This is a genomic window from Mycobacterium sp. (assembly GCF_035499775.1).
GTDB lineage: Bacteria > Actinomycetota > Actinomycetes > Mycobacteriales > Mycobacteriaceae > Mycobacterium.
The window spans coordinates 42,913-58,770 of record NZ_DATJYB010000063.1 but is presented as its reverse complement, the minus strand read 5'-3'; the positions used below and the strand labels follow the sequence as shown (position 1 = coordinate 58,770).

General features: G+C 66.1%; 16 protein-coding genes. 5 read left to right on the top strand and 11 right to left on the bottom strand.

From position 1 onward, the window contains the following. Nucleotides 1–124: 124 nt before the first annotated feature. From VML93_RS04125 to VML93_RS04115, 3 genes are all read left to right on the top strand, one after another. Nucleotides 125–700, top strand: a complete 576-nt coding sequence (locus VML93_RS04125) for a heme-binding protein (RefSeq protein WP_325607989.1) — start codon at nucleotides 125–127, stop codon at nucleotides 698–700. A 99-nt stretch (nucleotides 701–799) separates the two neighbouring features. Beyond that, nucleotides 800–1,825, top strand: a complete 1,026-nt coding sequence (fni, locus tag VML93_RS04120) for a type 2 isopentenyl-diphosphate Delta-isomerase (protein WP_325607954.1) — start codon at nucleotides 800–802, stop codon at nucleotides 1,823–1,825. A gap of 9 nt (nucleotides 1,826–1,834) precedes the next feature. After that, nucleotides 1,835–3,133, top strand: coding sequence for a glycosyltransferase (locus VML93_RS04115; RefSeq protein WP_325607952.1), 1,299 nt, complete (start codon nucleotides 1,835–1,837; stop codon nucleotides 3,131–3,133). On the opposite strand, the gene VML93_RS04110 is transcribed toward VML93_RS04115, so the two are convergent. The 11 genes from VML93_RS04110 to VML93_RS04060 all read right to left on the bottom strand — a co-directional run bounded on the left by VML93_RS04110 (nucleotide 3,056) and on the right by VML93_RS04060 (nucleotide 14,708). After that, nucleotides 3,056–3,640 (bottom strand): MarR family winged helix-turn-helix transcriptional regulator, encoded by a 585-nt coding sequence (locus tag VML93_RS04110; protein ID WP_325607950.1) that lies wholly within the window; start codon nucleotides 3,638–3,640, stop codon nucleotides 3,056–3,058. The genes VML93_RS04115 and VML93_RS04110 overlap by 78 nt on opposite strands. A 441-nt stretch (nucleotides 3,641–4,081) precedes the next feature. Then, nucleotides 4,082–5,077 carry a DUF5914 domain-containing protein gene (locus VML93_RS04105; RefSeq protein ID WP_325607948.1) on the bottom strand — a complete coding sequence of 332 codons (996 nt, stop codon included), beginning with the start codon at nucleotides 5,075–5,077 and terminating at the stop codon, nucleotides 4,082–4,084. Further along, nucleotides 5,064–6,596, bottom strand: a complete 1,533-nt coding sequence (locus tag VML93_RS04100) for an FAD-dependent oxidoreductase (RefSeq protein WP_325607946.1) — start codon at nucleotides 6,594–6,596, stop codon at nucleotides 5,064–5,066. Before VML93_RS04100 ends, VML93_RS04105 begins: the two co-directional genes overlap by 14 nt. Next, the gene (locus VML93_RS04095; RefSeq protein ID WP_325607944.1) at nucleotides 6,593–7,312 is read right to left on the bottom strand and encodes a class I SAM-dependent methyltransferase; all 720 of its coding nucleotides are present in this window, start codon (nucleotides 7,310–7,312) and stop codon (nucleotides 6,593–6,595) included. The genes VML93_RS04100 and VML93_RS04095 overlap by 4 nt, the downstream gene beginning before the upstream one ends. 2 nt (nucleotides 7,313–7,314) lie before the next feature. Continuing rightward, nucleotides 7,315–7,626: a lycopene cyclase domain-containing protein gene (locus tag VML93_RS04090; RefSeq protein ID WP_325607942.1), complete on the bottom strand. Its 312-nt coding sequence runs from the start codon at nucleotides 7,624–7,626 to the stop codon at nucleotides 7,315–7,317. After that, nucleotides 7,623–7,946 (bottom strand): lycopene cyclase domain-containing protein, encoded by a 324-nt coding sequence (locus VML93_RS04085; RefSeq protein ID WP_325607940.1) that lies wholly within the window; start codon nucleotides 7,944–7,946, stop codon nucleotides 7,623–7,625. Before VML93_RS04085 ends, VML93_RS04090 begins: the two co-directional genes overlap by 4 nt. Next, entirely contained in the window at nucleotides 7,943–8,896 is a 954-nt protein-coding gene (locus VML93_RS04080) for a phytoene/squalene synthase family protein (protein ID WP_325607938.1), read from the bottom strand. The genes VML93_RS04085 and VML93_RS04080 overlap by 4 nt, the downstream gene beginning before the upstream one ends. Further along, entirely contained in the window at nucleotides 8,893–10,473 is a 1,581-nt protein-coding gene (crtI, locus tag VML93_RS04075) for a phytoene desaturase family protein (protein WP_325607936.1), read from the bottom strand. The genes VML93_RS04080 and crtI overlap by 4 nt, the downstream gene beginning before the upstream one ends. A 19-nt stretch (nucleotides 10,474–10,492) precedes the next feature. Then, the gene (locus tag VML93_RS04070; protein ID WP_325607987.1) at nucleotides 10,493–11,563 is read right to left on the bottom strand and encodes a polyprenyl synthetase family protein; all 1,071 of its coding nucleotides are present in this window, start codon (nucleotides 11,561–11,563) and stop codon (nucleotides 10,493–10,495) included. A 555-nt stretch (nucleotides 11,564–12,118) separates the two neighbouring features. Then, nucleotides 12,119–14,239, bottom strand: coding sequence for an MMPL family transporter (locus VML93_RS04065; protein WP_325607934.1), 2,121 nt, complete (start codon nucleotides 14,237–14,239; stop codon nucleotides 12,119–12,121). A gap of 58 nt (nucleotides 14,240–14,297) precedes the next feature. Next, a complete protein-coding gene (locus VML93_RS04060) occupies nucleotides 14,298–14,708 on the bottom strand; it encodes a hypothetical protein (RefSeq protein WP_325607932.1) in 411 nt (136 codons plus the stop codon). A 229-nt stretch (nucleotides 14,709–14,937) separates the two neighbouring features. Between VML93_RS04060 and VML93_RS04055 the strand changes: the two genes are divergently transcribed. After that, nucleotides 14,938–15,621 (top strand): hypothetical protein, encoded by a 684-nt coding sequence (locus tag VML93_RS04055; RefSeq protein ID WP_325607930.1) that lies wholly within the window; start codon nucleotides 14,938–14,940, stop codon nucleotides 15,619–15,621. Further along, nucleotides 15,621–15,824, top strand: a complete 204-nt coding sequence (locus VML93_RS04050; protein ID WP_325607928.1) for a hypothetical protein — start codon at nucleotides 15,621–15,623, stop codon at nucleotides 15,822–15,824. The genes VML93_RS04055 and VML93_RS04050 overlap by 1 nt, the downstream gene beginning before the upstream one ends. Nucleotides 15,825–15,858: the final 34 nt, after the last annotated feature.

Genomic DNA, 15,858 nt, shown 5'->3' with positions numbered 1-15,858 from the left:
GCGTGGCAGCGTTGACCGGCGTCCGTGCGGTTTGCACGATGACTGGCGGTTCGGTCGGACATCAGGACCACGAAGCGATGGATTGACCAGGAATGAGGCGGCCTTGCTCCGATCGATCACGGCCATGATCGGGCAGATCATCGACGCTGCAGGCTCGGTGGTCGGCTACCGGCATGGCACCGAGGAACCTGCACACAGCACCCAAAAGCTGACGAGCGACGTGGAAATCCGCCGCTATGGCGCCCGCGTCGCCGCGGAGACAACGGTCGTCGCTGACGAAGAATCAGCGCGCAACGTCGGTTTCCGTCGTCTGGCCCGCTACATCTTCGGCGTCAACCACGGGCAGGAGAAGGTCTCGATGACGGCGCCGGTGTCACAAGAAGCGGTCGGCGACGGCGAATGGGTGATCCGGTTCTTCATGCCCGCCGACAAGACCCTGGACTCTTTGCCCAAACCCTACGAGGCCGAGATCAGGTTGGTCACCGTGCCGCCGGCGACGATTGCGGTGCGCCGCTTCTCCGGTAACATCAGTCGCCGAACCGTTGCCTGGAACCGCGCACACTTGATGAACACGCTGGGCGACTTGGGATTCGAGGCGCTCGATGCATCAGCGGCCTGGTTCTACGACCCACCATGGACCGTTCCGGCGCTGCGCCGCAACGAAATCGCTGTTGCGGTCAAACCGAGACCTCAAGGCTAACCATGCGGACATTCAGCATGACCGCCAGCACCGCGGCGGTCGTTGGCCATTGAACCGTCGCCGCCAGATCGCATTCCCGTGACGGGTGACCAGCGCGAAATGACCACTCGCAAACGTCGTCATATCGATGTTTGTCGAGAGGAGGACGTCGGCTATCACGGCGTGACGACAGGGTTGGAGGGCTACCGACTGCCCTACAACGCGCTCACCCAGACAAGCCTGGACCACATCGACCTTGCCGTTGAGTTCCTCGGCGCCCGCTTACGAGCTCCCGTCCTGGTGGGCGCCATGACGGGCGGCGCCGAGCTCTCGGGCAGCATCAACCGAAATCTGGCCACCGCCGCCCAGCGGCTCGGTATCGGGATGATGCTCGGGTCGCAACGGGTCATGCTGGGCAGCGCGCTGGGCGAGCGAGCCGCCGCCAGCTTCACCGTGCGTGACGTGGCACCCGACGTGTTGCTGTTCGGCAATATCGGCCTGTCCCAATTCACCAAGGATGCGGTACCTGACATTGTCCAAGCGCTCGACCGGGTTGGCGCGAATGCCCTTGCGGTGCATACTAATCCATTGCAAGAGGCGATGCAGCACGACGGTGACACCGACTTTGCCGGATCGCTGGACCGGCTGCATGATGTGGCTGCCATGCTGGATTGCCCGGTGCTGCTGAAGGAGGTGGGCCACGGGATCGGCGCCACGGCGGTCGCTGAGTTGCTGCAGCGGACAGGTGAGCCGCCGGTGGCGGCCATCGATGTCGCGGGTGCCGGTGGCACATCGTGGTCGCGCGTTGAGCAGCTGGTCCGCTATGGCGAACTGCGCTATCCGGACCTGGCCGACTGGGGAATACCGACCGCGCAAGCGCTACTGGAGGTGCGCGCGGCGCTGCCACGCATCCCGCTGGTCGCCTCCGGCGGAATCCAAACCGGTATGGACGCGGCCAAAGCGCTCGCCTTGGGTGCCGATGTGGTGGCGGTTGCTCGCCCGCTGCTTTCCGCCGCGATTGAGTCCGCAAATGCGGCCGTGGCGTGGCTGCAGCGTTTTGTCGACGAGCTCCGGATTTGTTTGCACGGGTGCGGTGCCGCCGATCTGCCCGCTCTGCGCAACCTTGGTGCGGTACCTATCAGCTAGGCAGGGCGGATGGCAGTAATCCTGGCTTACGGTTCGCCCGCCCTGGGGCATCTGTACCCGATGGCCGCCCTGTTGCTCGAGCTGGCTCAGCGCGGCCACCAGGTGCACTTGCGCACGATGGCCAGCGAGGTCGACACCATGCGTGCGACCGGCGTGCATACCGAAGCCGTCGACCCGCGGATCGAGGCCATCGTCGGGCACGATTGGTTGGCGCGCGGCGCCTTAGGCGTTCTGAAGAGGTCGATCGACGTGCTCTGCCGGCGGGCGGTGATCGAGGTTGAAGATCTCCGACGCGCGATCATGCAGGTAAAGCCCGACGCGATCATCGTCGATGCGAACTGTTGGGGCGCAATCTCGCTGGCCGACGTCGCAGATCCGCCCTGGTTGGTGTTTTCGCCGTTCACGCCATACCTGCGCTCGCGCGGGGCGCCGCCATTCGGCCCCGGTTTGCGGCCACTGCCCGGGTTCGTCGGCGGAATTCGCGATGCGTCCATAAGGCCGATCGTCAGGTATCTTTTCGATCGCCCGATGTTGCCGCGGATCAACGCCCTTCGCGCCGGTTTGGGCGCCCCCAAGATCCAATCCGTGGACGAACTGATGCGCCGGGCCCCGCTGCTACTGGCGGTCGGGGGTGAACCGTTCGAATACCCGCACCCGGACTGGGGCGACGCGGTGCATTTGATCGGGGCGTGTGTCTTTGAGCCGGCTTCTGCGGCGGTCCCGGACTGGCTGGCCGTCATCGACCGGCCTATCGTGCTGGTCAGCACGTCCTCGATCGCCCAGGCCGACGCCATGCTGGGCCATATGGCCTTACGTGCGTTGGCTGATGAGCCGGTCCATGTTGTCGCGACCTTTCCGGCCGGCATACCCCGCGGACTGCCGCGGACGCCCAACGCGACGGTGTGTCAGTTCCTTCGGCACGGTGCGGTGCTTGACCGTACGATCTGTGTCGTCACCCACGGGGGGATGGGAACCACCGTGAAGGCCCTCGACCGCGGCGTCCCGGTCTGCGTGGTGCCGTTTGCCCGTGATCAGGCCGAAGTCGCGCGCCGGGTGTGCGTCGCCGGCTGCGGCACCCGGGTGCCTCCCAAGCGGCTCACCCCGGCAGGACTACGCGTCGCCGTGCTGAAGGCGGCGACGATGGCTCCTGCGGCGCAAGCGGTCGCCGCTGGTTTCGCCGCGACCGGCGGAGTGACGCGCGGGGCGGATCTGATCGAGCAACGCCTGCTGTCAACTACGCGATGCCTTGGACCGCGCCATCCGCTGCCGCCGCGGCGGGGCCGCGGCGCGGCGCCCGAGTTCTGCTGAAAGATCAGGACCTGGGGTGCCAAGCTCATCCTCGAACGTTGACATCGCGGCGATCATCGCCGTGAAAACCCGATGAGCGGCGACGAGATCCTTGTCAGTCAGATCGGCCATTGCCGCGCTGAGATGAGCCCCGAGGGGTCTGAAGAACGCCTGAGCCGTCGCCATGCCGTGATTCTCGTAGCGCAGCAGCCACTTGCGGCGGTCTTGAGGGTCGGGTTCGCGTCGAATGTGGCCCGACTCGATCATCCGGTCGACGAGATAGGTGATTGCCGGGGGCGAAACGTCCATACGTTGCCGCAGCTGCGCCAAGGTCAACGGTGTGCCCGCAGTCTCGGCGACCATGATGTGCAGAAGGGCGTGGAAGTCGTTGTTGCTCACATCGTTCATATGCGCAAAGTGCCGGCCGACGCGTTCGGATCGCGCAGTGATCGCGCGGATATCAGCCGACAGCAGCTTCTCCAACTCCCCCCGGCCAGGCGGTGGGTCATCAGCGTGGCGTTTGGTCACCTACCCGCATCTTTCATCGACTATCCAGGGTACGGCGTCCTGGGTCGAGAGTTAAGTAAACCGGTCGCGCGTCGGTGCACATGTCGCCGATGGGCAATGGCAGCGAGCCGACTTTCCGTCGCAGCCGGGTCGCGACGCCGGGCGGGTCCCCGCTCGCCCGGCCCGTCCCCGTCAGCCGCCACAGTGCGTTTCGTCGCGTCGTCGGCCACGGCACCGCAGCGCGATCTTGGTAGTCGCCACATAGCACACCGGCGACGTGACGCCCGATGAACCGGCGCTGCGGTAAGGAATCCATTTCGGCCCGGGCATGCGCGTGCTCACGGTAGCGACGACGACGGCAGATTATGCTTTCCTCAAAGGTAATTCAGACTCTCCCGTCGGCGAAGCGGAGGGGGGCGGATCATGAAACACCGTCACCGAAACCCAGCCTCCCACCCTGCTTCAGAAGCCGTTGCGCAGTCGATAGCGGCGTTCTGCGTAGGCCAGATCGTCACGCCACAGCCGGTTAGCGGCATAGCGCATCAGCGGCGCGATCAACGGAGCCATATTGCGCCCCGCGATGAATCCCGGGCGCTGCGACGTCGCGACGATGGCTTCGATCACGGCGACCCGCGGCCGGCCGTCTGGCCCCGGACTGATTGGGGTGGCGTGGGTTTCGACAACGCTGCCGGCGCCCTCGCCCTCGACGATACGCATCACGATGGTCCGCGCTTCGGGGCAGGTGAATTCCGCGATCGTCGGGAAGCCGAAGCGCCCGACCCGGACGGTGACCGAGACGACAAAGCGGTCGTCTTCCTCCGTCGGCGTGGTCAGAACCTCGAGTCGGGTGAACGAATGCGGATGGAACCATGCGCCGTGCCAAGGGTCGAGGCGGTTAGCGATGATGTCCTCCGGCTCGCACACACCAACGACGCGGGTGACCGCCGGCAAGGTGTTGCCGGTGGGCCGGACAACAAGCACCGGCCTATCCAGCGGCACTTCGCCGCCAACGGAATCGAGTCGCACCCACGCCAGCACCCCGTCGTCGTAGCCGGGCAAGGGGGCCCACCCGAACTTGCAGGTGTTGCCGTCGAGTGCCAGCCCATGCCATCGACAGAACAAGATACCGTCGGACACGGTCCCAGTCGCAAGATCGGCTCCCAGGTGGGGGCAACTTGCGGGACCAATCCTCAATCCACCGAGCCGATCGCGCCAGGCGACGAGTTCGATACCGGCGACACGCGCGCCAAGTGGACGAGCGGGCTGCACGTCGCGGGTCGCTGCGAAGACATACCAATTTCCGGTGGGTCGGCGTTGGGATCGCTCCAGCGCGGCGTTGATGATGCTTGGCTGCGCGTCCCCGTAGGTCGGAGGCTGCTGCGTCCACGAGGCGCGTGGTATCGCCTGCAGCGGCCAGTTTTTGGGCCACCGATGGCGGAGCCGATCACGGACGTTCATGGCCGCCAGATCCTTGACGGGCCGCCAGCGACCGCAGCAAGGTGGACCGCCCACGGGTGGGGACGGTGTACAGCTCGTGACCGGCTATGCCCCATTGGGACAGCAGGTGATTGGCGGCCACCCAGCCGGTGGTGGCTGCGCGTTCCATCAGCGCCACCGGCAAGTCGACGCGAATCCCGTCACCGGCCAGCACCAGCCCGGGATGCGGCGTCGTGACCGTTGGGCGCAGAGTATAAGTTCCCGGGGTGAACAACGGGCAATCGCTACGACGCAGGACGCGTTCGCGAACCACCTTCGCAGAAGCGGTTTCGGGATAAAGCTTGTGCAGTTGCCGGATCGCGTCATCACTGCGCGTCGCAGCATCCATTGCGTAGGAGTGCAATTCAACGACCGAGCCGCCGTTGCGGCGTGCCCATGCGGCTGCCTCGCTTTCGTAGCGCTCCAGCACGCTGATGTTGTCCAGCGGCGGATGACCCGCGGTCCCGAGAAAAGAAGCGCGGTGTGAGCTGACGGGCCGGTCGAGCCAGAGCCGACGGACCACAAAGAACGGCGCGGTGCGCAACCGTCGTATTTGGGCGCGCCAGAGCTCGTTGTCGAGGCCGGTGGACGCGGCCACTGTTTGCTGCAGACCGTTCAAGTCGACGGCCAGCACCACGGCGTCCGCATCCAGCGGATCGCCCGAATCAGTCTGGACGCGCCACCCTTTCGGGCCTGCGGCGTCGACCCGCTGCACCTGGGTGCCGAGCCGAAACCTGACACCGCGTTCACTGAGGTAATTTTGCAGCGGGTTCCACAGGGCCACATCGAAGTTCGCCCTGGGGACGTCGAAGATAAGTCCCTCGCTGGAGCCCAGGAAATAGATATGAAACATCGTCGCCAGCTCACCGGCCGACAGCTGCGATGGTTCGGCGAAGAAGCTGCGGGAGAACACCTCGAACGCGAGGTGACGCGCCGATTCGGGGAAATTAAGGCTCTTCAGAAAGGTTTCGGCGTCGATGTGATCCAGCTGGTGGTAGATGTCGGGCACCGACACCGCGGCCAGCGGCGCGGCGGCTCGAGCGTCGATGCGCACCAGATCGGAAAGCCGGAAGGTGGGGCTGCGCAACGCGAATGCCAACGCGTTCCAGGGTGGTGTGCGGGGCAATCCGCAAAAAGTGTCGCGCCGTCCCGCGCCGTCGATCAAGGGATAATCCTCGACCGGTGTCAGCATTTGGAGTTGCCGATCGACCCGGCGCAGCAGGGCACGCAGGTTGTAGTACTGACGGAAAAAGGCGTGGAATCCGCGGTTTATCGCAAAGTCGGTGCCGTCGTGATGTTCGGTCCAGCCGCCGACCCGACCGCCAAGGTAGTGCTCCTTCTCCACGACCTCGACGGCGATGCCCCGTTCGGCGAGCCCAGTGGCGGCAGCCAAGCCGGCAATGCCCGCGCCGACGACCACAACTCGGGGCCGCGACGATAGCGCGTTGGCACCGGGCAATCCGGGGGATGCCGGATGGGTTTGGCGACGCCGGTCGGTCATCGCGGCGCGATTCCGACGAAGGTATGGACGATGTTGTGTTCCCAGCCGGGCATGGTTTCGCTGCCGACTGCGGTGAATCCGGCATCCAACATCCGTTGTCGGAACCGGGCCGCCCCGTCAAAGGTCAGTACGCTACGCCACAGATGCCGGTACAGGGTGCTGCTTCGGGTTCGCCACCACCCGGCCGGAATGATGATGCCCCAACAGACCGCGTGCCAGATCCGAGTGGCGGCGCGGGAATCGCGCACCGAGTACTCGTGCACCGCCAGCGTTCCGCCCGGGCGCAGCAGTGTCTGGAAGGTGCGTAGTTGGCTTTCGGGGTCGGCCAGATTGCGCACCAGATAAGCCGCCAGGATGCCGTCGAATGGTCCGGTGATGCCGTGCTCGGCCAGTTCTTCGATGCGCGCGTGCACAAACCGCACCGACAGCGGCCACGATTTGGCCTGCGCCGCATCCAACATCCCGCGTGCGGCGTCGACGGCGACGATTTCGGCCTCCGGAGCCGCTGCCAGCAGCGCGGCCGTCGACGCGCCGGTGCCGCAGCCGGCATCGAGCAACCGTAGGCCTCGCCCCCGTTCGGGCAGGTCCATGCGACGCACCGAACGCCGCAGGTTGGTGTGATAGCCGGGATTGGCGCCGACCAGTCTGTCGTAGGCGTCTGCGCCGACGTCGAACGCATCCGGCACGTCGCTACGCGCAAGGCCCGCTTTATCCATGGCTATCGATTCGCACGTTGGTACTCCCATAGCAGCAGCACACCGGTGACCAGAGCGAAGCCGAACAAGAAGTCCTCGACCGGAATGTCGAACGGAAATCGCAGGCCGCTGGTTTGCCGCTCGTTGTAGATAACGATGGGTGCGCTCAGCTTCGTTAGCCAGCCGTCGACTGGAACCTGGAAACCGGCCACGATCACCATCGACAACCAGTAGGCGAGCCGGCGAAACAGGCCGGTATGCAACAGCGTCAACTCCAGCGCGCACACGACCAGCACGGCGATCACCGCCGGCAGGGTGTAGCCCAGCCCGCTCATCGGCGCTTGTTCCAGTCGAGGATTGTGGTCACCGCGTTGTAGGTCAGCAACCCGCACAAGGGAATTACCACGAAGAACAGCACCTCTTCGACGGGTATGCGAGGCGGTACTTCGATGCCGATGAGGTACTTGCCGTTGTACCACCAAAATCCAGCAGCTATCGCCAGCGCGTCCCACACCAGAAACACCGTCGCCACCGGCGCCACCGCGCGGAAGATTCGGAGGGGCTGGCGGTACACACCCTTGCCGAACAATTCCAGCGGCGCCGTGATGAGCAGGCACAGGCCGAGCACGATCAGATATTGCCAGTTATCGCTCACGCCGCACCGGTCTCCCGGCGCTCGGGCTGGGCCAAGCGGGCCCGCCATGACTGGAACAGGGCGCCGCCGGCGACCTGAAGTCGGCGAGTCTTGCCGACGGTGGCGCGCTGACTGAACACTGAGAAGTCGCTGTTCTCAATGCAATCCAGGATTTCCGAGTACAGCGTCAACGCAGTTGCAACGCAACGGCGCGAGCGCGGCGCCAGCAGCGCGATCCCGTCGGCGGCGAACCGATAAATTTCCCGGGTGATTTCGTGCTGATCCGCCAGGGCGCTCCGCACCCGGGCATCCGTGCGGCGGTGACTGTGACACCACAGCAACAGCTCGCGGTCCACACCATGCGCGGCGAGTTCGTCGGCGGGCAGATAGATCCGATTGCGCATCAGATCCTCGTTTACATCGCGCAGGAAGTTGGTCAGCTGGAAAGCGCGGCCGAGCGCGGCGGCGTACGGTGCTGCCTCGCTGGCATCGACGACGGTTCCCAGCACCGGAAGCATCTGCAGGCCAATGACTTCTGCTGAACCCCGCATGTAACGGTCGAGCGCGTCCCGGTCCGGATAGTCGGTGACGGTGAGGTCCATGCGCATGGAGACGAGAAAATCCTCGAACAGATCGGCCGGAATTCCGTAGCGGGCGATGGCGTGGTCGACCGCCGCCAGCACCGGTTCGTCGCGATGCTCGCCGCCGGCGAAGAACCGGTCGGACAGCTGTTGCAGTCGATCGGCGCGGGCGGCGGCGTCCAGGTTCGAATCGAACTCGTCCAGGATGTCGTCGGCATGGCGGGCGAAGGCATAAAGCGCATGCACCGCCGGGCGCTGGTCTGGAGCCAGCAACCTGGTGGCCAGGAAGTAGGTGCGGCCGTGCTCGGCCGCGATCTTTCGGCAGCGGCGATATGCGGTGCGTAATTGGGGATCGTCGATGCCGGCGGCGTCCAGTTCGGTGCGGATCACGGCAGGTGAGCTTTCAGGTCGAGGTTGGTGTCTGTGGTGGCGATCCCAAGCGCGGCGGAGCTGGGCGCAGCGGGTCGCCACCATCTGGTGCGAGACCGTTCGGGGACGCCGGTGATGCGGTCGGCGGCCAAGCGCCCGGAGATCAGGGTGGTCGGTACTCCCACGCCGGGCGTAGTCGACGATCCGGCCAGCACCGCGTTGTCGATGCCACGCAACAGGTTCGCCGGCCGGAACGGCCCGGTCTGCGCGAACGTATGCGCCAATGCAAACGGTGTGCCGGCCAACATGCCCCTGCGGGCCCAGTCGGCTGGGGTGTCGATGTGCAGCACTTCCGCCCCGTCGCGCAGACCGGGCAGCAGCCGTTGCTGTACCGCATCCAGCATGGTCTGCGCGTAGGGCGCGGCGGTGCTCGACCAGTCGATGCGACTACGGTCCAGGTTCGGCGCTGGTGCCAGCACGTAGAGCAGGTCCCGGCCCGCCGGGGCCAGGCTGGGGTCGCTGGCGGTCGGGCGGGTCACCAGTAAGGACGGATCCCGCATGAGTTGGCCGTCACGGATGATGTCGGTGAAGGTCTGCTCCCAGGCGTCGCCGAAAAGAATGGCGTGGTGTGGCGACGGTGGCTCGACAGCCCGGCAACCTACGTGTATGACGACCGCCGATGGCGCTGCGCGCAGCGACAACAGACGTTTTGGCCGCCGGCCCAGCAGCTGGTAGGTGAGGGGCAGTTCGGTGGTCAGTACCACCGCGTCGCACTCGAGGCGGTCGTCCTCGCCGGTGATCACCGCGTTGATCCGCTCGCCGGTGCGCTCCAGCGCGGTGACTGTGGATCCGTAACGGAACTGCACCCCGGCGTCTTGTGCTGCCGCGGCGAGCGCGTCGGGCAGCGCACGCACGCCGCCACGCGGAAAGAAGACACCCGAGACCGTGTCCATGTAGGCGATGACCGCGTAGACGGCCAGGGCGTGTTGGGGCGCGACCCCGGCGTACAGGGCCTGGAAGGTGAAGACTCGCCGCAGCCGGGGGTCGCTGATGAAGCGCCTGACCATCGTGTCCCATCGGCGGAACCCGCCGATACCGGCAAGCCGAGCCAACTGCGGGGTCAGCATGGACAGCGGGGAGTCGAAGTTCGCGGCGATAAAGCCCTCGAACTCGGTCCGGTACAGCCGGTCAAGCCAGTCACGCAGTGCGCGGTAACCGCTGGCTTCCTGCGGGCCGGCGAACTCCCGTACCGACGCAGCCATCCGCTCGGCGTCAGGGTAAACGTCAATGTCGGCGCCGTCGGCGAACATGGCCCGATAAGCCGGGTCTACGGGTAGCAAATCCACTCGCTGAGAAAGGGATTCGCCGACGGCGGCGAAGGACTCATCGATGATGTCGGGCATGGTGAGCACCGTGGGCCCGGTGTCGATCAGGTACCCGTTGATGTCGCGTCTGCCGGCCCGCCCGCCGGGCCAAGGTTCACGCTCCACCACCGTGACCTCTCGGCCCCGACCGGCCAGATGCAGCGCCGCGGAGAGCCCCGCAAACCCGGCACCGACGACAACCACCCGGTCGGTGCGTCCCCGCACGCTACGCATCAGCCCGACGCCCGCGTGTTCATGCGGCGCGCCTTGTGCACACCCCGGCCATATCGGCCAGTGCGGCCCGGATCAGCCCGTCAATCCGTGCGCTGTCCACGGCTTTCTGCGCGATCTGGACACGGTCGGTGATTAATTCTTCGATCCGCTGGACCGCTCCGGTCGCGAAAATCAAGCTTCGCCAGTGGTCGAGGTCTGCCTCGTCGAGCGGGTCGCTGTTGATCAGTTGATCGAGTTGCCGTCGGGTCGACGGGTCGGCCATGTGATGAGCGGCCACCATAACGCTGGTGGCCTTGCGTTCAAGCAGATCCCCGCCATTGGGTTTGCCCGTGGTCGCTGGTGATCCGAAGATTCCCAGGATGTCGTCGCGAAGCTGGAACGCCTCACCGACCGCGGAGCCGTATTCGCCGAGCCGGGCCAGGGTGTGCTCAGCGCAGCCAGCCATTGCGGCGCCAATCTCCAGGGGTCGGCGCACCGTGTAGTTGCCGGACTTCATCCGGGCCACGTTGAGTACGGACTGCATCGTGGGCAATTTGCGTATATCTAATGCCAGATCGGCGAATTGGCCAACCGCCAGCTCGGTGCGCATGACGTCGTAGCGTGGCCATGCCCGTTGCAGTTGATGGCGCGTGAGACCGCTGTCCCGCAGCATCTGCTCAGCCCAGATCAGGCACAAGTCGCCGAGCAGCACGGCGGCCGATTCGCCGAACCGGGACGACGAGCCGGACAGTCCGCGTTGGGCATGCCAGCTCGCAAACTGGATGTGTGCCGCAGGGCGCCCGCGCCGCGACGGCGAGTCATCCATGACGTCGTCCTGCAGCAGCGCGAAGGCGTGCAGCAACTCCAGACTGGCGCTCGCCGACAAAGCCGCATCGCTGGCCGGTGCGCCACACAGCCAGCCCAGGTACATGAACGTCGACCGCAGGCACTTGCCGCCCTTGACGAACTCCATCAAAATTTCGCCGGCCGCGTCGACGCCGCACTCGCCCAACGTGTCGGCGCAGCGGGCGGAGACGAATTCCGCGACGCCGGCGAGCACTGCGCGTCGCAAACCCGTTCGCCAACTGTCGAATTGGTCAGTGGCCGGCATGTAGGCCGCACCCGTTCGCGCGGCTGCGATGAAACGCGCCCGCGGCAATTCACGCACGGTCCCACCAAAGACTCCATCGCAAGGAAGGTCGGCCGCTGATCCCGAACGGCTCGGATTCACGTGTTGTCACCCCCTCGACGACAAACCACACCCTTGGCTGGGAGTGGGGGCCCGCTACAGTCCGAGCCACTACCTTCACATATTTAATCATTAATTTAGTGAATTAATCTTCGTTGCGCCAGTCTTGCTTCCGGGCAACCGGGGACCATGACCTCACGGCAAAACTCGGCGCTAGGTGGACGAGACCCACCAGATGCCTCGACGTCTGTCGAGTAAGCGCTCATGGCGCTGGTCGCCGATGCGAGCAAGAGCGGCCCGCGTGCGCGACTCGCGGCAACCCCCGGACGGGATGGCCGCGTCGATCAGGCCACTTTCGCTGGGCGCCCGAGCAGATGACGCAACGTATGCGTGTTCGCGGGCGCCCTGTTCGGTAAGCAGTCCTGGGACCCAGCGACGGCACTGGTAACGCCGCGGGCCAGCGCAATACCTGGGCACTTATTTATTGGAGCCTCCGGTCGCTTGCGCTGGGGCCGAATCTGCTTGCTGCTGAACAGGTTTAGCGTTACTGGGGTTGTTGGGCCACCAGATGCGGTCGCCGATCAGGGCGAACAACGCGGGTATCACCAGCGTACGCACTACGAAGGTGTCGAGCAGGATTCCCAGGCCGACGATGATGCCCAACTGGGCCAGCACGATCAGCGGCAACACCCCCAGCACGCAGAAGACCGCGGCCAAAACGATTCCCGCGCTGGTGATGACGCCGCCGGTGGCCGACACCGCGCGGATCATGCCGTCACGCGCGCCTCCGAGAGCATCGTCCGCGGCTTCTTCACGGGCACGGGTGACCAGGAAGATGGTGTAGTCCACCCCGAGGGCGGCCAGAAAGAGAAATGCGAACAGCGGTGCGCCCTGGTCCAGGCCCGCGAAACCGAACACGTGCATGCTGGCCCAGCCGCCCATTCCGAGCGCGGCCAACGCACCCAGGATCGTCGCGGCGAGCAGGGTGGGTGGCGCTAGTGCGGATCGCAGCAATACATACAGGACGACCAGAATGACGGCCAGGATCGCCGGGATCAGCACCAGCCGGTCGCGCCGCGCGGCTTCGCGGTTGTCGAGCCCCAGCGCGTCCGGTCCGCCCACCAAGGCGTCCGGCGCGACGGCCGTGGTCGAATCACGCAGCGCCTCAATGGTTTTGAATGCCTGAGCGGATGACGGTGGGGCGTCGATAACCACCGACCACTTGGTCAGCCCGGCGGTCGACCGCCCCGTCTCGGTGACCAGGACCACCCCCGGGGTTGCGCCGATCGCCCGCTGTACCTGCGGCGCTTTCGCGGTGGCGGCGATGACCACCGTCGGGTTTGTCAGACCGGCCGGGAAATGCTTTGCCACGACGTCGAACCCAGACACCGAATCCGCCTCGACCCGGAATTGCTCGGTGCGCGACAAACCGATTTCGGTGCCCAGCAGGCCGGTGGCCAGCGTGGCCAGCAGCCCGATCGCGACCACCGCGACCCGGGCGGGATGTTGGGCCACCCATTCGGCTACGCGATGCCAGGGCCCCGACTCCGCAGCGTCTTCCGCGTCGGGTTTGGGGATCAGGGGCCAGAACAGTCGCCGGCCGCACACGGAAAGCAGCGGCGGCAGCACCACCAGTACCGACACCGCGGCGACCAGCAAGGCGCAGGCGGCCAGCACGCCCAGACTGCGGGTGCTGGGGCTCACCGAGAGGATCAGGGTGAGCAGTGCCAGCACCACGGTGGCGTTGCTGGCGACGATGGCCGGTCCGGCCATGCGCACCGCGCGGCGCAGCGCGTCGCGGTGGTCGGCGACGCGCCGAAGTTCTTGCCGGTAGCGCGAAATCAACAGCAGCGCGTAGTTGGTGCCCGCGCCGAACACCAGCACGCTGGTGATCCCGGAGGTGGCGCCGTCGAAGCTCAGCCCGGTCAGCGAGGCCACCGCGGTGCCGAGCGCCGCCGCGGTCCGGTCGGCGAGTCCGATCACCAGCAGCGGCACCAGCCACAACACCGGTGAACGGTAGGTGGCGATCAGCAGCAGCGCGACCACCGAGGCCGTCACCGCCAGCAAGGTGACGTCGGCGTGGGTGAACGCGTTGGCGAGGTCGGCGCCGAACGCGGGTCCGCCGGTGACGTGAGCCCGGAGCGCGGCGGGCAAGCCGGTGTGTGCGGCGTTGCGCAGCGCACCCACGCGGTTGTTGAGGGCCAGGCCGGTCAGGTCGGCGCTGATCGTCACGACGCCGATCGCGGCCTTGCCGTCCTCGGACACGATCGGCGGGTCCGGGGAGGGATTGCGCTGCAGCAGCGCCTGCATCCGATCGCGGGCCTGTTCGGCGGCCGTCACATCGGCGGTGTCCAGGACCGCACCGTCGGCGCGGGTGACCACGACAATCAGCGGAACCCGGTCACCGCCGGGGAATTGGCGGACCAGCGCGTCGACCTTTGCGGCTCCGGAGTCGGTCGGCACCTGCGACGGCGACTCGCCCGCCGCGGCGTTTCCGCCGACCAGCACGATGAAAACGGTAGCCAGCACCACAACGCCCAGCCCCAAAAGCCACGAGCGTCGGCCGGTTACGGCCGCGGCGAGACCATCCCACACCACGACGCAAGCATGTCATGGACCTTCACCAGCAAGTCCCTGAGCGGGATGCGCGGCGGGCCTAGCTGCCCTTCTTGAGTGCCGCGACCAGCGCGTCGGGGTCGGCGACGGTGACGGTCAGCGCCGAGTGGTCGCGCAACCCGATGACCCGGCGAATGCGTGGCTCGAAGTGGATGCAGACTCCGGCAGTTGCGTTGGTTCCGAACGTGAGTCCGTCGTCGACGAGCGAAAGCCGCGGGCCCACGGCGGTCCACCACCGGTATGGGCCGGTGACGTGCGCGTCCTGCACCGACGCCAGCGGCGCGTCGACACGAAATGGCCCGTAGCGGGCGAGGAAACGGCCGTCGCCGGTCAAGGTGACGCCTTGTCGGCCCGGCCACCGAAACGGCCCCCAGATGGGCGCCAGCCGGGGATCGTAGCGGAACGGAAAGTGCCGGCCCTGCTCGTGCTGTGTCGTCTCGTGCTGTGTCATGGTGGCCCTTGCGATCGTTTGCCGCGGCCCGCGATTTGGCCGGGTAAACCCAAATCGGCCTATTTTGAATTCGTTTTCGCTAGTGTTTTGGCTCAGAGAGTAATGGGTATTCGGCCTGAGCCGAGGACGGGTTCGGTCCTATAATCAGTTTCGGAGTTCATCCTTCACGGAAGTGAGGACGGTGCGGGGCTCTATGGCAACCAGTAACCGGGGATCTTGCCGTTTAGCAGTGGCGTTTGCGGCGAGTTTGTTGGGTGCCGTCATACCGGGTAGTGCGTCCGCCGAGCCGAGTGCCAACGCGTTTCCCGGCATGGAAATTCATCAGGGCACCACGGTATGCACCCTGGGAATGGTGGTACCGATGATGCGCTTTGCGGTGGCCACCGGTCAATGCGACGGCGGATCGGTAGTGACGGACAGTCACGGGAATGTACTCGGCGCGGTGATTGGTGCCCGGCATAGTGCGGCGGCCCCGGCGCTCGAGGGTCCCACTCCCGATGTCCAGTACGAAGTCATCAAGCTGGACGACACTGTGAAAGCCACGGATGTGCTGTCCACTGGCCGCCAATTACAGTCGGTGCCCGGAGTGGTTGCGCAGCCGGGAGAATCGGTGTGCCACTTCGGAATATCGACGGGTGAAAGCTGTGGCAGCGTCGCCTCGGTGAACAACGGCCGGTTCGTCATCACCGGCTGGGACGCCGACGCCAGCGATGTCGGCGGACCGGTGTACACCCTGACCGCTGACAATCGCGCCGTGATCGTGGGCCTGTTCGAAGGCGCCTCGGGTTCGGCGACGACGGCGGAGTCCTGGCAGGCCGTTATGCAGCAGCTCTACATCGACGGCCGCACGCCCGGTCAGGAGCCGCCACTGAGCACGGTGCGCATTGCCGGCGCCATCCGAAAGGGACAGTGATGCTGTATCCGGTCCAACCCACCACGACGGCAGGGTTATTGCGGCAGTTGGGCGTTCAGCACCGCTCTGTCAACCAGCACCGTGCGGCGATCGCCGAATGGCTGCGGCACAACACCGCGTCCGCCGAGCTCAAGCTGAGCCTGCGCGCCGATGGCTTCGGGCTTTTGCTGCCGCGCCCACACCGCCAGGCCCAGGCCAGCTAGCGCTACGCGGACCGCGGGGGACATCCACTCATTT